The organism is Adhaeribacter terrigena, assembly GCF_016623615.1.
Classification (GTDB): domain Bacteria; phylum Bacteroidota; class Bacteroidia; order Cytophagales; family Hymenobacteraceae; genus Adhaeribacter_A; species Adhaeribacter_A terrigena.
The window spans coordinates 127883-151321 of record NZ_JAEHFX010000009.1 but is presented as its reverse complement, the minus strand read 5'-3'; the positions used below and the strand labels follow the sequence as shown (position 1 = coordinate 151321).

General features: G+C 47.8%; 15 protein-coding genes and 3 tRNA genes. 8 read left to right on the top strand and 10 right to left on the bottom strand.

Annotated features, from left to right (window positions below; all coding sequences use genetic code 11):
* Positions 1-87: 87 nt before the first annotated feature.
* Complete coding sequence (locus I5M27_RS16005; protein WP_200507334.1) at positions 88-756, bottom strand: heme exporter protein CcmB; 669 nt, start codon at positions 754-756, stop codon at positions 88-90.
* Positions 757-1800: 1044 nt separating this feature from the next.
* On the opposite strand from I5M27_RS16005, the gene I5M27_RS16000 reads away from it, so the two are divergent.
* The 4 genes from I5M27_RS16000 to I5M27_RS15985 all read left to right on the top strand — a co-directional run bounded on the left by I5M27_RS16000 (position 1801) and on the right by I5M27_RS15985 (position 9018).
* Entirely contained in the window at positions 1801-4608 is a 2808-nt protein-coding gene (locus I5M27_RS16000; protein WP_200507333.1) for a TonB-dependent receptor, read from the top strand.
* A gap of 209 nt (positions 4609-4817) precedes the next feature.
* Positions 4818-6221, top strand: coding sequence for a T9SS C-terminal target domain-containing protein (locus tag I5M27_RS15995; RefSeq protein ID WP_200507332.1), 1404 nt, complete (start codon positions 4818-4820; stop codon positions 6219-6221).
* A 339-nt stretch (positions 6222-6560) separates the two neighbouring features.
* Positions 6561-7772: a glycosyltransferase gene (locus I5M27_RS15990; RefSeq protein ID WP_200507331.1), complete on the top strand. Its 1212-nt coding sequence runs from the start codon at positions 6561-6563 to the stop codon at positions 7770-7772.
* The gene (locus I5M27_RS15985; protein WP_200507330.1) at positions 7762-9018 is read left to right on the top strand and encodes a lipopolysaccharide biosynthesis protein; all 1257 of its coding nucleotides are present in this window, start codon (positions 7762-7764) and stop codon (positions 9016-9018) included. The genes I5M27_RS15990 and I5M27_RS15985 overlap by 11 nt, the downstream gene beginning before the upstream one ends.
* Positions 9019-9121: 103 nt before the next feature.
* Here the strand turns inward: I5M27_RS15985 and I5M27_RS15980 are convergent, their stop codons facing one another.
* The 4 genes from I5M27_RS15980 to I5M27_RS15965 form a co-directional block, all read right to left on the bottom strand.
* Entirely contained in the window at positions 9122-10231 is a 1110-nt protein-coding gene (locus I5M27_RS15980) for a GNAT family N-acetyltransferase (RefSeq protein WP_200507329.1), read from the bottom strand.
* 1 nt (position 10232) lies between these two features.
* Complete coding sequence (locus I5M27_RS15975) at positions 10233-11264, bottom strand: polysaccharide deacetylase family protein (RefSeq protein ID WP_200507328.1); 1032 nt, start codon at positions 11262-11264, stop codon at positions 10233-10235.
* An 82-nt stretch (positions 11265-11346) separates the two neighbouring features.
* Positions 11347-12339 (bottom strand): AAA family ATPase, encoded by a 993-nt coding sequence (locus I5M27_RS15970; protein WP_200507397.1) that lies wholly within the window; start codon positions 12337-12339, stop codon positions 11347-11349.
* 153 nt (positions 12340-12492) lie between these two features.
* Positions 12493-12864, bottom strand: a complete 372-nt coding sequence (locus I5M27_RS15965; protein WP_200507327.1) for a DMT family protein — start codon at positions 12862-12864, stop codon at positions 12493-12495.
* Between the two features lie 262 nt (positions 12865-13126).
* Here I5M27_RS15965 and I5M27_RS15960 point away from each other — a divergent pair, with 262 nt between their 5' ends.
* From I5M27_RS15960 to I5M27_RS15945, 4 genes are all read left to right on the top strand, one after another.
* Positions 13127-17725 carry a fibronectin type III domain-containing protein gene (locus I5M27_RS15960; protein ID WP_200507326.1) on the top strand — a complete coding sequence of 1533 codons (4599 nt, stop codon included), beginning with the start codon at positions 13127-13129 and terminating at the stop codon, positions 17723-17725.
* 18 nt (positions 17726-17743) lie between these two features.
* Positions 17744-17971 carry a PID-CTERM protein-sorting domain-containing protein gene (locus tag I5M27_RS15955; RefSeq protein ID WP_200507401.1) on the top strand — a complete coding sequence of 76 codons (228 nt, stop codon included), beginning with the start codon at positions 17744-17746 and terminating at the stop codon, positions 17969-17971.
* Positions 17972-18096: 125 nt separating this feature from the next.
* A complete protein-coding gene (gene xrtX / locus I5M27_RS15950) occupies positions 18097-18627 on the top strand; it encodes an exosortase X (protein WP_200507325.1) in 531 nt (176 codons plus the stop codon).
* The gene (locus tag I5M27_RS15945) at positions 18593-19102 is read left to right on the top strand and encodes an XrtX-associated membrane protein (RefSeq protein ID WP_200507324.1); all 510 of its coding nucleotides are present in this window, start codon (positions 18593-18595) and stop codon (positions 19100-19102) included. Before xrtX ends, I5M27_RS15945 begins: the two co-directional genes overlap by 35 nt.
* A gap of 90 nt (positions 19103-19192) precedes the next feature.
* On the opposite strand, the gene I5M27_RS15940 is transcribed toward I5M27_RS15945, so the two are convergent.
* The 5 genes from I5M27_RS15940 to mutS all read right to left on the bottom strand — a co-directional run bounded on the left by I5M27_RS15940 (position 19193) and on the right by mutS (position 23409).
* Positions 19193-19624: a hypothetical protein gene (locus I5M27_RS15940; protein ID WP_200507323.1), complete on the bottom strand. Its 432-nt coding sequence runs from the start codon at positions 19622-19624 to the stop codon at positions 19193-19195.
* Positions 19625-20137: 513 nt separating this feature from the next.
* A tRNA-Leu gene (locus tag I5M27_RS15935) sits at positions 20138-20224 on the bottom strand.
* A gap of 72 nt (positions 20225-20296) precedes the next feature.
* Positions 20297-20372, bottom strand: a tRNA-Gly gene (locus tag I5M27_RS15930).
* 45 nt (positions 20373-20417) lie between these two features.
* Positions 20418-20493 (bottom strand) — tRNA-Gly (locus I5M27_RS15925).
* A gap of 282 nt (positions 20494-20775) precedes the next feature.
* Complete coding sequence (gene mutS, locus I5M27_RS15920) at positions 20776-23409, bottom strand: DNA mismatch repair protein MutS (RefSeq protein WP_234462558.1); 2634 nt, start codon at positions 23407-23409, stop codon at positions 20776-20778.
* Positions 23410-23439 lie beyond the last annotated feature (30 nt).

Genomic DNA, 23439 nt, shown 5'->3' with positions numbered 1-23439 from the left:
TTCGAATCTTCGACCTTCATTTTATTTTATTCAAATTCTTATCTGCGAATAATTAATCATTATTCATTAATCACTAATCATTCAAAATCAGGTCCGCCACAGGAATGGGAACAGGATATAAGATGTAGCAATTACAATTACATTTATAGCTCCCAAAATGGCGAGTTCATCTAAATTGGTCGAACGGTCCAGGCCATCGATGGCGTTTTTGGAAAGTTTCATGAGCATTAAAAGCATGGGCGCAATTACCGGAAAACTCAGCACTGCCATTAAGGCCGAGCTGTTCGCCGCCTTCGCCGCAATGCCGGAAACCAGCGTAAGCGAAGTGGCAAAACCCAAAGCTCCCAGCAAAATCGAAACGAGGAACATGGGAATATCTTGTACCGGATTGCCAATAATTACCGCGTAGAAAAAGAAGCAAAGCAAACCCAAAACCAGCATTAAAGCTGCGTTGTAAGCAATTTTGGCCAGAATTACCCCCTGCGGACTTACCAGACTATAAAAGTAAAGCAAGCGTCCGCGGTTTTCCTGGGTAAAGCTTTTGGAGATGGCGTTCACGGCCGTAAAGAGCAGAATGATCCAGTACAGCGCATTCCAGACTGGTACCTGCAGGCCGCTGAAACGCAGGCTGAAGCTGAGGTAACAGATGAAAACAGTGCTGCCTACATACAATAGCATTCCATTGAAGGCATATTTCTGTCTCCACTCCAGAATGAAATCTTTCTGTACCAAATAAATAACCTCTTTCAGCAGCACGGTTTACAACTTTGTTGCAAAGGTACAACAGAAAAGTTTCGAAAACAGTAAAAACGGTTTTATTCCGGCATGACAATTATCAGTGCCAGTTGTTTTTAAGTCCAATTGGGCAACAACCAATGTCCTTCCTTTTGCTTTTCAATTAACATGATGGGTTTGTCAGGATTCAGATTTAACTGTATGGATCAGGATTTTCAAGATCAGTGAATTCTCAGAATTGAACTCGTCTAAACAACTGATTCAGCTCCTTTTATCGGATCGTGCCCCCCTACCCCTCCTTGGTAAGGAGGGGAGCTTTGAAACCGTCTGTTAAAGTTGAACACGATTTCAGGGATTTATGAGATGAGCAGGATTATTTGTCTGAATTGGGATTTATCAGATTAGGGGATTTAAGGATTCTTTTCTGAATCAGGATTTACTGAATTTTGAAAATTATCAGAATCAGGAATTAGGATTTCTTTCTAGGGGCACTTCTTGTGGGTGCCCTCTCACTTGATCATTTCACGTCTATCGCCAGCGCAGCGTACCTTGAAAATCACGTTATCCAGATAACTAAACTAAAAGAAAGCCAGCTTCGAAGGAGCATGATACCAGTTTCTGTGAGAGCGGCCTCCAAGACTTCCGGTGCCGACGCAGGAGGCAGCCCGCAAGGGCAGGAAGGGTTGCAGCCGCGAACGCAGAAACGAAGCCACCCGGCTGGAGGGAGAAAGCTCTTTCAAAAGTTAAAAGTTAGAGGTTGAAAGCAGAAACCAGCTATGAAAACGGTATACTTTTAGGCATAAAAACTCAATAACAAACTTTCTTATTCACTTAAATAGATCCCTCCTGTCGTCGGGATGGCCAGAAAAAAAAGCTATGCTTTTCATCATAAAAACTCCCCGCTTCAACAACCCAAACCGCCAAAAGTTGTACTTTTCAGGCATTTAAGGAGCATTTAACATTTCAATAATATTTATGCTTTTCTTTAACAGTTTCATAATAATGGGGTAACAGTGCCATAATTGGGTCGCCGTACATTTGTATCGAGACTAAACAATACCCGTTATGAAATTTTACCTGTTACTCTTTCTCGCTTTCACTACTATCACTTTTCCTGGTTTTGCGCAAAGCACCGGCACCCTCACCGGCCGGGTTACCGATAAAAACACCCAGGAGCCGGTAATTGGCGCGGTGGTTTTCATAACCGGTTCTAGCAAAGGCGCTTCTACCGATCATAATGGTAATTTCTCCATAAAAGTTGAACCCGGCATTTATAAGATCGCGGTTACTTACGTGTCTTATAAGCAAACCAACCTCGAAAACATAAAAATTGAAACCGGCAAAACCACCACGCTCAACATTAAAATAGAAGAAGACAGCAAAATGCTGAACGCGGTAACCATAGTCGGCACGCGGCAAACCAACACCGAAATGAGCCTGATCACCGAAATGAAAAAATCGGAGATCGTGGCGAATGGGGTTTCAGGTGAGCAAATTGCCAAATCTTTAGACCGCGATGCGGCGGAAACGGTGAAACGGATCCCCGGCATTTCCATTATGGATAACCGCTTTATCGTGATCCGGGGCATGAACGAACGCTACAACACGGTAATGCTCAACGATGCGCTCACGCCGAGTACCGAAACCGATGCCAAAGCCTTTTCTTTCGATATTCTGCCTACCAGCGTAATTGACCGGATCATGGTTTTTAAAGGCGGATCGCCGGAATTGCCGGGTGAATTTGCAGGCGGGGTAATTAAAGTCTACACCAAGAATTTCGCCGACGAAAACACCAATACGTTTAGTCTTTCGGGTTCTTACCGCGCCGGTACTACCTTCAAAAACTTCAACTCTTACCAGGGCAGCAAAACCGATTTCCTGGGTTTCGATAACGGAAAAAGAGCGTTGCCGGGCCAGTTTCCGGAATCGTTAGCCGATGCGACCAACGCGCAGCGCGCCGATGCCGGCAAAGCCCTGGAAAACACCTGGGTGCCTGAACAAGGAAAAGCGGCTCCGGACCTGCGGGCTTCGTTGGGCATGACGCGCCGTTTCAACATCGGTTCGGCCAAGATCAGCAACCTGACCGCCGTTTCGTACAGCAACAGCCGCACCATGCTGGAAGCCAACCGCGACAAATATTTAAACTACGACGAAGCAACCCAAACCCACCCGCAGGAATACTCTTTTAAAGACTTACAAAGCACGGAGAGCGTACGCCTGGGCGTGATCCATAACTGGTCGGCGCGATTAAGCAACAACCATAAACTCGAATTCCGGAATTTATTTAACCAGCTGGGCGCCAACCAAACTACCGTGCGCAGAGGCTACGACCGCAGTAACCAGCAGGACCAGGAAAATTACGCGCTTCGCTACGAGAGCCGCCGCATTTATTCCGGTCAGCTGCAAGGCACCCACGATCTGAACAACGAAAACACCACACTTACCTGGACCACTGGTTTTGCCTCTACCAACCGCAACGAACCCGATTACCGCCGCGTGCGCACCCAGCGCGCCATGGGCACCACCGATGCTTTTAAAGTAGTGGTTCCAAACGGCCCTACACCCAAAGATGCCAGCCGCTTTTTCTCGAAACTAAACGAAGAAACCTACATGGTCAGCGGCGATGCCGAGCACCGCTTAGGCCAGAAAGATACCCTGGCAGCCGATGATCGTCGCATAAAACTGCGCACCGGTTTTTACGCCGAGAAAAAGAACCGCGACTTTGCTTCCCGCTACTTTTCCTACGCCTTCCGCCCCGACAACAACAACCCGGACCTGAGCGTGTTAGACCTGCCGCTAAGCCAGATCTTTGCCCCGGAAAACATTAAACCAAACAACGGTTTTATTCTGGAAGAAGGTACCAACCCCAGCGATGCTTACACAGCTTCTAACGATTTGGCTGCCGGTTACCTGAGTGCTTCGGTGCCGGTAGGAGCAAGATTATTGTTAGCCGGTGGCGCGCGTTTAGAATACAACCGCCAGCGCTTAAGCACCGCCACCAGCAGCGGCGCCGTGGAAGTAGATAACCCGATCACGCGTTTGCTGCCAAGCCTGAACCTTTCTTATAATTTAACTGAAAATCAACTATTAAGAGCCGGAACCAGCATCAGTTTGAACCGTCCGGAATTCCGGGAACTGGCGCCGTTTACATACTATGATTTCAACACCAACTTTGAAGTAACCGGCAACCCGGAACTCGAAACGCCTACCATTTATAACGCCGATGTGCGCTACGAATACTACGCCAGCCCTACGGAAGTGCTTTCGGTGGGAACCTTCTTCAAGCATTTCCAGAACCCGATCGAGAACTTCTTTATCGTAAGCAGCGGGGCCAACTCTTACACCTTTAAAAATGCCGAAAGCGCGATCAGCTACGGCCTGGAAGCGGAAGTTCGCAAGTCGTTCTTCGACCTTTCCGAAAATAAATTTGTGCAAAACCTGAGTCTGGTACTGAATGCTTCCCTGATCAAGAGTCAGGTTACTTTAGGCGAAGAAGCCGACGGCCAAGCGAAAGACCGCCCGATGATGGGACAATCGCCTTACATTGTGAATACCGGCCTTTATTATCAGAACGACGAGCAGAAATTTCAGGCGAACCTGCTTTACAACGTGATGGGCAAGCGCATTTACATTGTAGGAAATTACGCCAACCCAACGGTATTCGAAATGCCACGCCACCAGATCGACTTTACGGTTACCAAAGGCTTCGGCGAAAGATTCCAGGTTACGGCCGGTGTGCAGGATCTGCTGAACCAGCAATACAACCTGGTGCAGGACTGGGATCAGAACAGCAAGATCACCGCTTTCGACAAATCTATTCTGAACTACAAACGCGGTCCTTACACCACGTTAGGCATGAGTTATAAATTCTAAAAACCATGTCGGGAAGAGATTTATGCATTCCCGATCAAAGTCCCCCTTCGGAGGGGGTTGGGGAGGACCACATTATCTGATAAATACATTCCTGAAAAAAAATCGCAAAACGTGAAAATCCTCCCCCTACCCCCTCCAAAGGGGGACAACACGAAAAAACTTAAAACAATAAAATCATCTACTCAAAACCATTTTAACCAAAAACAACAATGAAAAAATTACTGAATGTAATGGTACTGGCCTGTGTAATGGGCTTTACGGTAAGCTGCAACGACAACGACGATAATCCGAAACCACCGGTTGTAGTTGATCCGAATGGTGCAGCGGTAGCACCGAACGAAGCGGGCCTGAACGGAAACACTGAAAATGGCCGGGTAGTTTTACAAGGAACCGCTACCAAAAACGTGATCCTGAAAGCAGGTACAAAATATCTCCTGAAAGGGTTTGTTTACATTCCTTCGGGCTTAACGCTTACCATTGAACCGGGCACTATTATTTTGGGCGATAAAACCACCAAAGGTACGCTGGTAATAGAAAGAGGCGGTAAAATTATGGCCGATGGTACGGCTCAGAAACCGATCGTGTTCACTTCTTCGCAAGCCAAAGGCAGCCGTGCAGCCGGTGACTGGGGTGGTTTGATTGTGTTGGGTGCCGCGCCAACCAACCTTCCGAGCGAAAAAGCGAAAATTGAAGGCGGCGTAGACCGGGAATACGGTGGAACGAATGCCAATGACAATTCCGGCATTATCCGTTACGTGCGCATCGAGTTCAGCGGTATTGCTTTCCAGCCGGATAACGAAATTAACGGTCTGACTTTGGGTGGCGTGGGCGCTGGTACAACCATAGATTACGTGCAGGTTTCATATAACGGAGACGACTCTTTCGAGATGTTTGGCGGCACGGTAAATATGAAACATTTGATCGCTTACAAAACCGTGGATGATATGTTCGATACCGATAATGGTTACTCCGGCAAACTGCAGTTTGTGGTTGGTCTTAGCAACCCGGCGGTGGCTGACGTATCGGGTTCCAACGGTTTTGAATCGGATGGCGACTCGCAGGGCTCGGATGCTACGCCTAAAACTTCGGCTATTTTCTCGAATGTAAGCTTGTTCGGCCCGATGGCTTCTTCTACGGCAACCGGCTTTAACAGCAACTTTAAGCGTGGCATGCACATTCGCCGGAACAGCAACATCCAGGTACACAACGCCGTTATTGCGGGTTGGCCAACCGGTTTATTGTTAGACGGTTCTAAATCGCAGGCAAACGCTACGGCCAATACGTTGAAAATCGAGAATTCGGTAATTGCAGGTTCGCAGTCAGGCAAAGCGTTGACGGTAGAAGCTGGTAGCACCTTCGATGTGAGCTCCTGGTATAACGCTACCGGCAAAGGTAACAGCATAGTGGCCGAAGCAGCCGACCTGAAACTGAGCAGCGCCTTTAATCAGCAAAATCCTGATTTCCGTCCGGGTAGCGGTTCTTCTTTACTGAGCGGCGCTTCGTTTACCGGTATGGATGCTTTCTTCGAGAATGTTGCATATAAAGGCGCTTTCGGTACTACCGACTGGACCTCCGGCTGGGCGAACTTCGATCCGCAAAATACCGATTACTAACTTTAAAACATTGTACATTAAAACAGGGTGAAAACTTTAGTGTACAGATTCCGGCCGCGTAGCTTAGTCTCCTGCGCATCTGGTAAAAGCTCCGCTGCAAGGCGGGGCTTTTTACTTTTTGAGGTAATCTGAATCGCGGATTTTACGGATTCCTGGATTTCGCAGATTTTTATACTGGCCCGGTTTATAATGGCAGAAATAAATCCGTGAGATCTTAAAATCCGTTTCATCTGCGGTTCAGACTTTTGGGGGCCAAAACCCTACCGTTTTTTTCAGTTCCGGAAAACTACGCGAAAACCGTATCTTTGAACGTTCCGAAAGTGTTGCTGAAAATCTGAAATGCCCCAAACGCCGCGCCGTAAAATTTTATTCCTGCCCAAATGGTATCCGGACCGGAAACAGGACCAGAACGGCAATTTCATCCAGCAGCACGCGTACGCGGTTTCGAAATTTGCCGATGTTGTGGTGCTTTTCGCAAATCACGACGATTTTTCCGGGCCTAACCTGACAGAATTCGATTTTAAGAAAGACGACGGCATTCCTACTTTCTATTTCTATTATAAGCAGCGCATTACCGGCCTTAATTTCATAGACAAACCACTCAAGCTCATCCTGTATTTTAGCTGCCTGTTCCGGGGTTACCGCATCATTGAAAGGCTTTACGGCCGCCCCGACCTGTTGCACGTGCACGTACTTTTGCGAACCGGCCTGTTTGCCTGGTTCAAAAGTTTCGCAGCTGGTTTGCCTTATATCATTACTGAACACTGGACCTTGTACCTGCCGCATAATGCTTCTAAAATAAGTTTCCTGCGGAAATGGCTCAGTAAAATGGTCGTAAAAAAAGCCGCCGCCGTTCACACCGTTTCGCAAGATCTGAAACACGCCATGCAGGGACTTGGTTTTCAGAACCGAAACTACACCGTTATTCCGAACGTGGTAAATACCGCGACTTTTTACCCCGAAAACGCTACCGTTTTGAAGCCGAAAAGGCAATTGCTGAACGTGGCCATTCTGAACGACCGGGCTAAAAACCAAAGCGGCCTGATCAAAGCCTTTCATAAACTTCTGCCGGAATTCCCGGACCTGGAACTGCGCATCATCGGTTTCGGCCCTTCGGAAAAAGCGTTGAAAAATTTAGCCCAGGAACTTGGTTTGCTGAACAAAACGGTATTCTTTGAAGGCAAAAAAGAGGCAGCAGAAGTTGCAGCCTTTATGCGCCGCGCCGATGTGTTTGTTTTGCCTAGTTTTTACGAAACCTTCGGGGTGGTTTTAATTGAAGCCCTGGCCAGCGGCACGCCCGTAATTGCGAGTAAAGTGGGCGGCGTACCGGAGGTTTTTGGCAAGGAACACGGCATTTTAATTGAACCCGGAAACGAAGACGAACTACTTACTGCGTTGCGGTTCGTGCTGCAAAATCCGGAAGCATTTCCGAAAGGGGAACTCCGCGAGTTTGCTGAGAAATACTACAGTTTTGAGGCCGTGGGAAAGCAGTTCGCCGCACTTTACGAAACGGTATTATTTTCTACTGAAAAACTGCCCAATGCTCGCTAAGATCCTGCATACATTTACGTCGCGGGTGGGTATTGCCGGCCTGAATTTCCTGATCGTGATGCTTACGGCGCAGATTTTAGGCGCTTCCGGCCGCGGCGAGATCGGGATTTTCGGGGCAAACCTGACGCTGGTTATTTTGTTTACGGGCATTCTGGGTGGTACTGGTTTAGCTTATTTAACGCCGCGAACCAACATTTACCAGCTGCTTTTACCGGCTTATTTGTGGTCGGTTCTGGTTTCCGGTTTGGTAACGGGTTTGCTGTATTTTTTAGACCAGGTGCCGCCGGAATACGCCGGTCATTTATTCGGGCTTTCGCTGTTGCTAGCCTTGTTTACTGTGAATACTACGGTGCTGGTGGGCAAGGAAAAAGTAAAAGTGTTCAACTACCTGAGTTTCCTGCAAACCTTGCTTTTGATTGGAGTTTTAGCTGCGGGCTTTTTAGTTTTTAAGCTCCAGACCATAGCGTTCTACTTCACGGCTTTGTACTGGGCGTATGGCATCACGTTTGCGCTGAGTCTGGTGGCCGTTTTATTGCTTCCGGACCGACCCGATTTTTCCGGATTTCAGCAAAACCTGTTGCATTTACTCCGGTTCGGCAGTACGGCGCAGCTTTCTAACATTATCACGTTTCTGAATTACCGGTTGGGCTATTATTTCCTGAATACCTTAACCGATTCCAAAGCGGTGGGCATTTTTTCGGTGGGGGTTTCTTTGTCGGAAGCGATCTGGATGGTGGGCCGAAGCCTGGCTTTGGTGCAATACGCCAAGCTCGTAAACACCGAAGACCCGGAAGCGGCCAAACAACTTACCATTAAGTTGGCGCGCCTGAGTTTTATGGTTACTGCTTTGGCCGTTCTGGTTTTAGCCTTGCTCCCGCCGGTGGTTTTCCAGCTTATTTTCGGGCAGGAATTTGGCAGCGTAAACACGGTGATCTGGTCGCTGGGTTTAGGCATTATTGCCATTGGCACGAGCACCATTTTCAGCCATTATTTTGCGGGTCGCGGGAAATACAACGTTAATAACTGGGCATCCTTTTCGGGTTTGCTGTTAACCGTTCCCGCCTGCTGGCTGCTTATTCCGAAATTCGGATTTGTGGGGGCCGCGCTGGCTTCCACGTTTTCTTATCTGGTGGCATTTGCATTTTTGTACTGGAAATTTCGCCGCGAAACCGGATTTACGTTAGCGCAACTTTTGCCGGGCCGGGAAGACTTTCAGGAGTTGAAAAAGCTGTTGCGCAGAAAATGATCTGAACTTTCGCCCCTATCCTGGCGCAAGTGTTAAGCGAAAGTGTCACTTGTGCCGGGGGACCAGAATGAAGCCAGGAAACCTAAAAAATTATTCTAAAGATTTACGTAAACGCGCAATCCGCATCGCCATCCTGAATCTTAACTTCGGGTTGCTGATTTAATAATTTCGCAAATTTCTTCGAGATGATGTAGTGACGTTTAAGCGGGTGCAGGTAAAGAAACGGCTTCGGATTTTGTTTGAAAAACGCTACCAGTTCCGGGTGAAAAACCGTGATGGTGCGCAGATCTTCTTTCAACATTTGCTGCACAATTATTTCGGCTACGGCTTTTATATGTCCGGCTTCGGCGTACAGATAAGGTACTTTTAGGTCGTTGCCGCGAATAGCCAAGATCACGAAAGCCATCAGTTTATTTTCCGGATTAAAGATCTGCAACGGCCGGAATTCGAAGCGCTGATCGAAGGCCGAGAAATGGTATTTTTTGCCCGTTCCGTCGTCTTCGGAAACAGGTAAAAGCCAGGGGTTTTGCAAAAGCCAGTTCAGGTCTTCAGCACTGCGTTTTTCGAGCTGGCTTTGTTGTCTGGCGGAAATGAAGGCTGCGAGTTTTTCGTCGATTTTCCCTACCGTTTCTACGCGGTATTTTTGTGTCTCGACACTCGGTTTCCAGAAGTTCAGGCGCAGTTCGTTCGGCACATTCAAAGCCCAATTCTTCAAACTGATGATCGGTTTAAATTTCTCTAAAGCCGGAAATTTCTTCGGCAAGAGTTCATCTAAATTGAAACGTAAAAACCCGCGCAAGCCTTCGCTGATTTTCAGGTCCTGGAACTGGCCGGAACGATCGTATAAACCTTTGGCGGCGGGCGTGAATTCAGTTACTAAAATGCGGTTGTCCCAGCGTTCCAGTACCCGGTTCAGGAGTTTTTTGGCAATGCCTTGTCCACGCACTTCGGGGTCTACCCACATGCAGCTGAGCCAGCCGGCTTTTTCTTTCTGGTCTTTCAGGAAAATATAGTCGGCGAAAACGCCCAGGTAGCCCGCCATTTTCCCTTCCACCATCGCCAGCACCAGAATTAAGTCGTTCCCGGAAACGCGCGGATTGTTGATGTGAGAAAGCGCCCGGTGCCGCGAAATAGGCACCACCGGCATAGCTTGGTACTCTTCCGAATCTAAAAACGGGCGTAAAGTCTGGGGCGTAAATTCGCGTAATTCCATATCAGAATCGCGTTAGGTCGTTTTTCCCGAACGGCGCTTTGGCAAGATAATATAAGTATTCGGTTTTGATGAGTTCTTCGGCGCTTTGCTGCGTACCTTCCATCGGGAAACGTTGCAAATGCTGCACAAAACTATCGTGCTTTAAGCCGGCGGAACCAAAACTTAACTGTACTTTATCTTCTTTATAAATTTCTTCAAAAAACTTACGGGAAACGCCTTCGTCGGTAAACGGGAATGCAAACCAGCGGTAAGGCAAGTTGAATTTGTCGGTGATAAAATCTACGCTTTTGAAAGTTTGCTGTAATTGTTCCTCTAACGGAACAGTGCGGTATTCGGGGTGGGAATGGGAATGCGCACCGATGTAAAAACCCTGCCTAATAAGTTCTTGAGTTTGCGCAGTGGAGAGGTAAGGCTGTTGCGTTTGCAAATATTCCGAAAAATCGACTTCTAAAATTGCAGCAAGCTCCGGCAATACTTCTCTGGAATTGAAATTAATGGCCAGCAAACTGTTTTTCATCTCGCCTTCCTTTAATAATTGTTTTTCCAGCAGCAGCTTTGCTACGAGTTTTTTAGGGGAATCGGATACCGTTTTTTGCTCTAGTTTTTCAATTAACACGCTTGCCTGATACCGGTAAAAAAGCGCCTGGTTATCGTGAAAGGCAGAATTTAGAAAGAATGCCGCCGGTACGCCTTTTTCTTTTAAAATCGGCGCTACTACCTCGTAAATTTCCCGCAAACCATCGTCAAACGTGAGAAAGAAACCAGGCTTTTTAAGACTTTTTCCTTCCAAAACGGTAGCGTTTAAGGCTTCAAAAGTCAGGGGTTGGAAATGTTTTAAGAGATAATCGAGGTCCTGGCGGAACAGTTTTTCGTTTCGGGTCTGGTAGAGATGTCTGATGTGCGGCGGCGTTTGGTTGCAAACCAAATGATACACCGGCAGAAACAGGTTTTGGCCGCTTGCATGAATCAGCTGCGGTAAAGGAATGGCTCCGGAAACGGAGTTTAGCAGGCTTTTGGTATAGCGTTTCAGCAAGAGTAAATTCAGGAAGTTTTAGAATTAAAAACACCAACAACGGCAAAAGAAAAAGTTCAGAAACCTGCTACCAGATATCAACCTAACTGATCGGAACTTTGCGCAAAATGGCTTCCACAAAATCCTTGGTTTTTACGCCGTCGGCTTCCGCTTCGTAGTTTAAGATAATGCGGTGGTTCATCACGTCGGCGGCCACTTCCTTAATATCTTCGGGCAATACGTAATCGCGTTCGTCGAAAAAGGCTACAGCTTTGGCGGCTAAATTCAGGGCGATGCTGGCGCGCGGCGAAACCCCGAACTGGATGTAATTGGCAAATTCGTTCAGGTCGTATTCTCCGGGCCGGCGGCTGGCAAAAACCAGCTCGATGATGTATTTCTCCAGCATTTCAGAGATCTGCACCTGGTTAATTTCGTTGCGGATCGCAAAAATATCATCTTTGGTCAGCACCGTATTCACCTGGCTTTTGTAACCCATATTACTCATGCGCCGCATCACTTCCAGCTCATCCGATTTTTTCAGGTAATCGATATACACTTTCATCATAAAGCGGTCCACCTGGGCTTCCGGCAGCGGATAGGTTCCCTCCTGCTCTACCGGGTTTTGCGTGGCCAGCACCAGAAAAGGCAGGTCTAAGCGGTAGGTGGTTTCGCCGATGGTAACCTGTTTTTCCTGCATGGCTTCCAGCAGGGCGCTTTGCACTTTGGCGGGCGAACGGTTAATTTCATCGGCCAGGATAATGTTGGAAAAGATGGGGCCTTTTTTTACTTCGAATGCCGAAGAAGCCTGGTTATAGATCATGGTCCCGATCAAATCGGAAGGCAGCAGATCGGGCGTGAACTGGATGCGCTGGAAATTAAGATCGAGCACCCGCGAAAGCGTATTTACGGTGAGCGTTTTGGCCAGACCGGGCACGCCTTCGAGCAGAATATGGCCGCCGGTAAAAAGCCCGATGAGCAAACGGTTCACCATGTATTGCTGCCCTACCACCACTTTGCCAACTTCGCTAAAAACCTGTTTTATTTTAAGCTGGTGTTCGCGGATGCGTTCTTCGTACGATATTTCTTCGGTTTCCATTAATTCGATGTTCGTATTTTCGAGATTCGTATTTTCGATGATCAATTGCCGGATGCGTGCTTCTAAGACGATTCTGCAAAGTTGAAACGCTGTGAATTTCCAGGCGATTTTCCCGTCATCTAAACGCTAAAGATACTTTTTTCTGCTGAAACCCTACCATTTTTTAAAGATGAAGAACACGGCCAGCGTCATGAACAGGAAACCGACCAGATGATTCCAGGCTAGTTTCTCGGTGCGGAAAACATAAACCACTACCAGCGTAAAAACCGTAAGCGAGATCACTTCCTGAATAATTTTAAGCTCGAAAAGCGAAAAAGGCCCGCCGTTCTCGCGAAAACCGATCTTGTTGGCCGGCACCTGGAAAATGTATTCGAAAAAAGCCAGGCCCCAACTGATCAGGATCACGCCAATTAAGCCCACGCCCTGCAGCCAGCTTATTTTTTTGAACTGCAAATGCCCGTACCAGGCAAAGGTCATAAACAGGTTAGAAAGTATTAATAACAAAATAGAAGTCAGCCCTTTCATAGGTTCCGGCAAAATTAAGGTCAATTCTCAAAGGTATATATTCTATGGAAAAAACCGCTGACAGGGCTAAATTTTACGTTTCTGAAAAAAGGTTTTGGATTTTATGCAACTAAGCGTAGCATTTTAGGTATAAAAAGGTCTGAAAGGTTTATAAATATTTAAATTTTACTATACTTACGGTGGCCGTTATTTAACAGGCAGTACTCGAAAGGCCAAAAGCCAACTCTAAATATTAACCCAAATACAAGTTTTAAATGCATTTATGGCAAAATTACTACGCAATCACTTCTGCAAAAATGGTCTGGTTGTAAAAACGCTATGCTTTTTGTTCCTGAATCTGGCTTTTGCTTTCTCGTTGCAGGCGCAGACTGTAACGGTAGGAGCCGGCGATGATGAGCCTAATGATCCAAATCTAACGCACCAGCCATTTGGCAATTTTTTCAGCTACGAAAGATCGGCTGGCATTTACCTGGGTACTGAGATCGGCACCTCGGGTACTATTTCTTCAATTGCCTGGTTTTTAGAAGCCACCAACAGCCCGGCGGCTTCTGTACCCACCGAGATCTATTTAAAACAAACCGCGAAAACTACTTTTACCGGCAACGAGTTCGCCCCGACCGAACTTAGTGGCGCTACCTTGGTTTGGAGCGGAAATATCACATCAGGCCAACTCGTGCCCGGCACCTGGATCACCATTAACCTCACTACGCCATTTGTATACAGCAATGCCTCTAACCTGGAAGTAATTGTTGCAACTAACACCAATAACATTAGTGGTGGCGGCACTCCAACGAGACTTGAATCAAATTCCAATGCCAAAGACTTCCGGGTTACGAACTTAGGCGTTACCCGTTTTGCTTACTGGCAACGCGATGATGCCCCTCCAGGTACCGACGGAACAAACTTTAATAACTTACCATTTACTTCCAATTACCGCCCCAACATTCAGCTAACGTTTAGCGGTGCGACACAAACCTGTAATGCTCCCACTGGATTATCGGCAACCAATATAACTGCTACTTCGGCCGATCTGAATTTTACAGCCAGCACTACCGGCGCTGCCGGCACGTACACCATTGAATACGGTCCTTCCGGTTTTACGCCTGGAACAGGTACCGTTATTTCAGGGGTAACTACTTCGCCTCGAAACGTAAGCGGATTGAGTCCTAATACTGCTTACCAGTTCTACGTTACTAAAAATTGCGGCGGAACGGTTGGCAACAGTACTACCACCGGTCCGGTGGCCTTTACCACTACAGCGGCCCCGCAAACCTGCGATGCTCCTACTAACCTGACCGCCTCGAATATTACTGCAACTTCGGCTACCCTGAACTTTACCGGCAGCACTACCGGGGCAACCGGCACCTACACGGTGCAATACGGCCCTGTTGGGTTTGCTAACGGCAGCGGCACCACCGTATCCGGGCCGCCATATAACGTAAGCGGTCTGACTCCAGGCACCACATATGATTTTACGGTACAGAAAAACTGCAGCGCCAGCGGCACCAGCACCTTTGTGCGTAGTCAGTTTACAACAACGGCAGCAGCCACCTGCGCAGCGCCTACTTCCGTTAGCGGCACCGGCACCGGTCAGACTACGGCCCAAGTTACTTTCAGCGGCGGCGATGCCGGCACCTCTTACACCATTGAATACGGCCCCAGCTCAACTTTCCCGAACGGAACCACAACTACCACTGCCAGCAGTTCTCCGGCCAACTTAACCGGTTTAACGGCAGGCACCAATTATACATTTGTAGTAAGAACGCTTTGCAGCAACGGGGTAACCAGCGTTAACAGCCCGAGCGGAACATTTGCCACTTCACCAGCTGCCCAAACCTGCGATGCTCCTACCAACTTAACGGCTACCAACATTACCGCCAGTTCCGCTACGCTTAACTTTACCGGAAGCTCCACCGGGGCAACCGGAACCTATACCGTACAATATGGCCCGGCTGGCTTTGCAAACGGAAGCGGCACGACGGTTTCCGGACCGCCGTATAACGTAAGCGGCCTGAGCCCGAACACGTCGTATGAATTTACGGTGCAGAAGAATTGCGGCGCCAATGGCACCAGCAGCTTCGTGCGGGCCCAATTCACCACCTCACCCGCTGCCCAAACCTGCGACGCTCCAACCAATTTAACAGCTTCCAATATTACTTCTACTTCGGCTGACCTGAATTTTACGCCTAGCACTACCGGTGGAACCGGAACGTATACTATTGAATATGGTCCTTCCGGTTTTACACTCGGAACAGGTACCGTTATTTCTGGGGTAAGTACTTCGCCAAGAAATGTGAGTGGACTAAATCCGAGCACTGCTTATCAATTCTACGTTACAAAGAATTGCGGCGGAAGCATTGGCAACAGCACTACCGCCGGACCAGCCGCTTTCAGTACTACCGCTGCACCGGTTACCTGTAACGATCCAACCAACCTGAATGCCACAAATATTACGAATACCACCGCCGATCTCGCTTTTTCACCAAGCGCCGGAACCGGTACTTATATAGTGGAATATGGGGTAACCGGCTTTACTCCGGGCACCGGAACGATCGTTAACGTGAGCACTTCGCCGGCTTCGGTAAGCAACCTTACTGCCAATACAACTTACCAGTTCTATGTAACCAAAAACTGCGGCAGCGGCGTTACCAGCAACCGCGTTGGCCCGGCAAGTTTCACTACTACCAATACCCAGCCTTTAGTTTGCAATGCGCCAACCAATCTGAACGCTACGAATATTGGCAACACAACCGCCAGCTTGAATTTTACGCCTAGCTTTAGCGGAGATACCGGTACCTACACACTCGAATACGGCCCTTCGGGTTTTACCCCGGGAAATGGTACCGTTGTAAGCGGTTTAACGTCTTCACCTTATAATGCCAGCAATCTGCTGCCGGGCGTAACGTACCAGTTCTATGTAACGAAGAATTGTACCGGAAGCAATAGTTCTACTGCTGGGCCGGCCAGTTTTACCACCACAGTTCTGCCATGCGCTACAGGTACCTGGTTAGGCATCACTTCCACAGACTGGCATACGCCTTCGAACTGGTGCAACAATACCATCCCAACCAGCACAACCGACGTAACCATCCCGGCGTTCACCTTATTCCAGCCGGAAATTACAGCGGCCGCCAATACGCGAAACCTGACCATTGATAACGGCGCAACGCTTACTTTAACTTCAGGCGTTTTAACCGTCAACGGCATTTTCACCAACAACGGCTCGTTCAATAGTAACGGCGATGGCTCCCTGGCTTTCCCTACCAGCAACCCTAACGGGCAAACAGTTGGCAAACCAGGTGTTACCACCATTTTCCGGAACCTGACCACGGGCGGCGGAGCAGTTTCTTTGGGCGGACCAGTTAGCATAAAAGAATTGCTTACCCTGAACGCCAACCTGAACACCAACGGCCAGACTTTTACGCTGCTTTCCCAAACCGGCAACCATGCTATGGTTGTAAATAACAGTGGCGTAGTAAATGGCACCACCACCGTGCAACGCTATATTAATCCGGGTATAAATCAGGGCCCTGGCTACCGTCATTTATCCTCGCCGGTTACCAATGCAACCATTGGCCAGCTCAATGATCCGGGGGTAAACATGGTGGTAAATCCGGCTTACAACACAAACCCTACACCGGGCACTACCAGACCATTCCCAACGGTTTTCCGCTACAACGAAACCCGCTTAACGGCAACGAATCCGGACTTTACTTTTGGCTGGGAATCTCCGAGTTCTTTAGGCGATCCGATGACACCGGGTATAGGCTTTACCATAAACATGTTACCAACCACGTTAGATGTAAGCGGCACGCTGAACAATGGCAATATATCGGTAGGACCGCTTACGCGCGGCAGTACGGCTAAATCGGGCTGGCATTTGCTGGGTAACCCGTATCCGGCACCAATAGACTGGGATCAGGTTACTGTTCCGGCCGGCCTGGATAATGCGGTCTACGTTTTCCGTTCTACCGGCCAGTATTCCGGAAGCTATACCAGCTATGTAAATGGCGTTGGAACGCCGGGTACTGAACTTATTGCAGTCATGCAGGCATTCTTTGTGCGGGTAAATTCTGGTGCGCCAACCTTTACCTTCAATAACAGCGCCCGCTTAACCACGTATGATAACCCAGCCGTATACCGCCAGTCGCAGCCTGAAACACGGCCGATCGTTTCGCTTTCGGTACAGGATAATACCGGAAAAGGCGATCAGCTGCACGTATATTTCCAGCAGGGCGCAACAGCCACCTTCGATAGCGAATTTGATGCTTTCAAACTGCCGAACTCCGGAAATGTAGCCAGTTTCTACTCTGTAGCCGGAAACGACATGCTTTCGATAAACGGTTTACCAGTAAGTATTCCGGGTACGCTAATTCCGTTGGGTGGCCGGGTGCCGCAGGCTGGCAGCTATACCATTACTGCCGACCAGATTATCAACTTCAAGGCAAAACAAGATATTTTCCTGGAAGACCGCACCACCGGCACGTTGCATAACCTGCGTCAGCAAGGCAGCTATTCGTTCACTACCACCCAAACCGATCTTACCGGCCGCTTCTTCCTGCGCTTCGGCCCGGCAACCACTACCGGCATAACAGCTATAGATCTGGCTACCGAAGTATTGGTTTATCCTAACCCGAATAAGGGTATATTTACCATCAGCATGCCGGCCTTTAACGAGTCTGTTACTGAAGCGAAACTGTTTAACGCGATCGGGCAGCAGGTGTGGCAGCAAAACCTGAAAGCAGACAATAAACCGCACATTCAGGAAACCATCAGGCTCAACAAACTGGCCGCCGGTGTTTACACGCTTCGCTTGGAAACCGGCGCGGGACCTGTAACCAGAAAAATTGTAATTGAATAAAAACGATAGGTAAAACAGATGAAAAACTCGCTGAAACTGTTTAAAAAGATTACCCTGATTACGGGGATATGCTTATGCACCGGCATGGTAAAAGTATATGCCCAGGGTCCGCCAGACGATGGCGGCCCAACCCCGGAAGATCCGCCTCCGGCCGAAATTCCGATAGACGGTGGCGCTAGTCTGCTTGTAGCAGGCGGGGTAGCATATGGCCTTAAAAAGCTCCGCGACCGCCGCAAAGCCCGTTAAATTCTGAAATAGCTGGAAGCATGAAAAAGCAATTTTAACCGGTTGCTTTTTCATGCTTAAACAGCAACCTATCAAATATGTTCAGTATTCCGAAAGTACTCCGGTAAAACCGGCAATCTTAATTTATGGACAATTCGCGGCAAATTATCCGGTTCCTGGGCACAGCCCTGGCACTTTATGCAGTTTGGTATATCTGCTACGATCTTTATTATGATCATTGGTTTAATCCATTCACGAGTTTAGACACGTGGATAACTATGCAAGAAGTACGAATATGTTCCGCTGGACTGAATTTATTAAATTACAAAGCCAGCTACATAGAAAACAGTCTTCTAATTAACAATCATCCAGTAGTGCTTGTAGCTAACGGTTGTAATGGCATGACACTCTTTATCCTTTTTGCAGGCTTTATCATAGCTTATCCCGGCCCTTGGAAAGCAAAATTACTTTACATGATTCCAAGCATATTTTTAATCGCTATCTTAAATATTTTCCGAATATTAGCACTAGCACTAAACAGTTTTCATAATCGTGAAACTTTAGAATTTAACCATAAATACACTTTCACATTTATAGTCTATCTATTTATCTTCGGACTTTGGATGCTTTGGATAAAACGATATGCGAAACCGGATCCTGCTACTGTTTCAGCCTGAGGCCCGCAGCTTTGCCGTTCCCGGCAACGCTTTGCGCAAGGGTTTACTTTTCGGCTTGTTTACCCTCCTGTTTTTTACCGGGGTTTTCACCGATTATATCTATTTGTATTTAGATAGGCTTTACTATTACGTTTTCACAAGCTTGGGTTGGTTTTCTTTTCTGAATCAGTCGCAGGCCGAAGTTTCTTCGCTGTTAACCATGCGCAGCTGGCCAACCATGATCACTTACGGCCTGCTTTATATAACGCTGAGTTTCCTGTTCTTGCACGTGTATTTTAACCGGAACTGGAAATCGCTGATCGCGGCAGGATTTTATTTCTTTATTTTCCTGGCCTGCGCCACCCTGATCTTAACCGGCAAACTGCTGGCTGATGCTGAATGGGCCTATAAACTTTGCCGTCACCTGATTGAGCTGATCATTTCGCCGTTACCCGTTATTCTGCTGATTGCTGCATTGGCGAAAGCTAAGTCTTAAGCAAGAGCTTACTTTTGCCGGAATTTTAACCCGAAGTTCAAAAAAACGGTAGGCTTTTAAGAATAAAAACTGTTGTCAGGAAAGGAAAGATCAGAAACCGGCGAGCCAGCTTTTAGCTTCTGACAGATCAGAAAAAAGCATTATTTCCAGCTGATCGCCGAAGCGTTCAAAAGAGCCTTCCATGGTAAGTGCCGAATAGCTGCCGAAAGTAGCAACCAAAGCATATTTCTTTAAACCTACCTGCAAGGCATTGGGCAGCCAGATATGTTGTTGCCAGTCGCTGAGATCGGCCCAGGTACCATGCACCTGCCGCTGATCGATGAGCAGGTTGCCACAGTTATGTTGTTTAAGCAACCGAAGGCCCTGAATAGCGCCGGTAATTAAAAGCTGTTTTGAAACAAAACCCCGCCATTCCGAAATTACGCAATCATGTATCTCGTCAAAAAATAAGGTGTGTTCCCGCGAAGCCGCTTCTTCGGGGATTGTTTTTAAGGAAAGTAGATTTTCGAAAGATTGCTCCATTTATTCCGGAAAGGAGAACTAATATGCAGGCGTAATTTACAAATTAATTCTACAGTTTTTACCAGTGCTGCCGACAAAAACATTGCCATTTATCAGTGAAAAACAGCCCGTTAAATGAAACAGAACCTGCTTTTTGCACTTTCTTTAAAACACAATTAAAATTAAAAGAATCAGCATATTCATGCTATAGGCTGTCAATTGGCGAAATCTGATCTGCAGGCAACTATTGCTTTTCCGGAAAATAAAAAGTGCCGGCTACCACAGCATAACGCCATTCTAAAAAGTTGAAAAAGCAGATCGAAAAAAGCAGCGGGCTTTAACCGAAGCACCTGTTTTTCTTTTTGTGCAAACCGGTGAAACTGAATGCTGCCAGAACTGAGAAACCCATATTCTATGTAACTTATCGGTAACTTATCGCTTTACCTGATTTAGCAATTGATTTCTTAATTACTATTGAAAACCTTTTAGACATAAAAAAGCCCCTTAAACGAGCTGTTTAAGGGGCTTTTTGTTTGGTACCAGGAGCGGGACTTGAACCCGCACGTACTTGCGTACACAAGATTTTAAGTCTTGCGTGTCTACCAGTTTCACCATCCCGGCCTATAGTCGAAGGTGGAAGCCCTCAGACTACATCAAAAAATAAAGACGTTACTTGCGCAACGCCTCATTTCCTGGAGCGAAAGACGGGGTTCGAACCCGCGACCTCGACCTTGGCAAGGTCGCGCTCTACCAACTGAGCTACTTTCGCATTTGTTTAACTTTGGTAAGTTAAAATTTTAAAAGAACGTTTCTTTGGAGCGAAAGACGGGGTTCGAACCCGCGACCTCGACCTTGGCAAGGTCGCGCTCTACCAACTGAGCTACTTTCGCGTTTCAACAAGCCTTCCGGCCAATTGTGATACAAAGGTAATACAAATTTATTACACTTGTCAAGCCCTACCCAAAAATTTCTTTCCCCTAAATCATTAAACCCTGATATTCAGGATAGAAATTTTAATCGGTTACGTTTTAAACTGGATAAGCTTATACCTGCAGACTTTTTCCGGATAAAAGCATAGCGTTTTCAAGCTGCTTATTACCAAAATCCTGCCGCTTTCCGGCGCTTACTCCTGCATCCGATCAGACTTTTCAGCTCGAAAATGATAGCGTTTTTTAACTTACCGGCTGCTTTTTACTTTTCAACAGCAATTGCAGTTCGTTTAGTTTCAGCAGGGCTTCTACCGGCGTTAAACCGTTTACGTCTATTTGCTCTAACTGCGATTTTATGCGTTCCAGGGCCGGATCGGCGGGTTCGAACATACTGAGCTGGATGCTGGCTTTGGGTACGCTTTGCAGTTTTTCGTTTTCTTCCGGATGCGCTACTTTTTCCTGCTCCAGGTGGTGCATTATTTCGTTGGCACGCAACACCACGCTGTTTGGCATGCCGGCCATTTGCGCCACGTGAATCCCGAAACTGTGCGCGCTACCGCCTTCTACCAGCTTGCGCATGAACAGAATTTTGCCGCCGGCTTCGCGCACGCTTACGTTGAAATTCTTCACGCGCGGCAGGTCTTCGGCCAATTGGTTGAGTTCATGATAGTGCGTAGCAAAAAGCGTTTTGCCTTTGGCTTTGGGGTTGTTGTGCAAATGTTCTACAATGGCCCAGGCAATGGAAATGCCGTCATACGTACTTGTGCCGCGGCCAATTTCGTCCATCAGAACCAGGCTCCGGTCCGATAAATTATTCAGGATGCTTGCCGTTTCGGTCATTTCTACCATGAACGTACTTTCGCCTTTGCTCAGGTTATCGGAAGCGCCTACGCGGGTGAAAATTTTATCGATGATGCCTACTTCAGCGGCGTCGGCGGGCACGAATGAACCGATCTGGGCCATCAGTACGATAAGCGCGGTTTGGCGCAGCAAAGCACTTTTACCAGCCATGTTCGGGCCGGTAATGATGATGATCTGCTGCTCTTCGGTGTCGAGGTAAATATCGTTGGGAATGTAGCTTTCGCCGGGCGGCAACTGCTTTTCAATAACCGGGTGACGGCCTTTTTTAATGTTCAGCACTTTGCTGTCGTTCACTTCCGGCTTTACGTAATTCTGCCTTAATGCTGTTTGCGCGAATGAGCTTAAACAGTCGATCACGGCAAGGGCCTTGGCGTTTTGCTGGATCTGCATCACGTAATCCTGGGCCGTTAAAACAATCTCATTGTAGAGCTGAAATTCGATGGCAAAAATGCGGTCTTCGGCGTTCAGAATTTTTTCTTCGTAGGTTTTGAGTTCTTCGGTAATGTAACGCTCGGCGTTCACCAAGGTCTGTTTCCGGATCCATTCCTGCGGGACTTTATCCTTGTGCGCGTTCGAAACTTCCAGGTAATACCCAAAAACCTTGTTGTAGGCAATTTTAAGCGAAGAAATGCCGGTATTTTTCACTTCGCGCTGCTGCAACTGGAGCAGATAATCTTTGCCGGAAAACGCTATGGCGCGCAGTTCGTCGAGCTCGGCGTGAATGCCGTTCTGGATCATGTTGCCCTGGTTCGTGAGCATTGGCGCTTCGGGCTTCAGCTTATTTTTGATTTCCTCACGGATCTCTTCGCACTCAATTAACTGTCCGCCAAGTTTGGTTAAGGCCGGAATGTTGCTTTCCACCAGCGCTTGTTTTATTGGCAAGAGTGCTTCTAACGCGCGGGCCAGTTGCAGCATTTCCCGTGGATTGATGCGCTTTACGGCTACTTTGGAAATGAGGCGCTCCAGGTCGTTGATCTGTTTCAGGTTCTGCACGATCTCCTGCAACAAGTCCGGATTCTGCGTGAGCGCTTCTACGGTATCTAAACGTCTTCTGATCTGGGCAGATTCTTTTAATGGCAGTACTACCCATTTTTTCAATAGCCTCGCTCCCATCGGCGTTACGGTCTGGTCTAAAACCTGGATGAACGGCACGCCTTCGGTATGCTGCGGCTGAATGAGTTCTAAATTCCGAACCGTAAAGCGGTCGAGCCAGACGTATTTATCTTCTTCCAGGCGCGAAATGGTGGCCACGTGGCGGATCTCGGAATGCTTGGTTTCGGCTAAATAATGCAAAACCGCGCCGGCCGCAATGATGCCTTCCTTTAGCGTTTCAATGCCGAAACCTTTTAAGCTGGTGGTGCCGAAGTGGCGGGTCAGGGTTTCGTAGGCGTAATCGAAGCTGAAAACCCATTCATCCAAAGCGTAAGAGCAATAATCGTTGCTGAAATTATCGATATAATCAGCTTTGGCTTGCTTACAATAGAGAATTTCGGCGGGCGAAAAGCTGGAAATGAGTTTACCGATGTAGTTCAGATCGCCTTGCGCGGTAATGAATTCGCCGGTGGAAATATCGAGGAAAGAAATGCCGTTCTCGTTTTTTCCGAAGTGTAAAGCCGCCAGATAATTGTTGCTTCTCCGCTCTAAAACCTGATCGTTAAACGAAACGCCGGGCGTAACGAGTTCGGTGATGCCGCGCTTTACGATACCTTTTACGCCTTTCGGGTCTTCTAATTGGTCGCAGATGGCTACACGCTCGCCGGCGCGCACGAGTTTGGGCAGATAATTATCCAGACTGTGGTGCGGAAAACCGGCCAGAGCCGTTTCCGAAGCCGAACCGGCACCGCGTTTGGTAAGCACGATGTCTAAGATCTTGCTGGCTTTTACCGCGTCTTCGCCGAAGGTTTCGTAGAAATCGCCGACCCGGAACAGCAGCAGCGCGCCCGGGTGTTGCTCCTTGATGGCGTTGTACTGCTTCATTAAAGGGGTAACGGTGGCTTCGGCGGCGGCAACTTTCATTTCTTCAGACTTAAGTATTAAGACACAAGT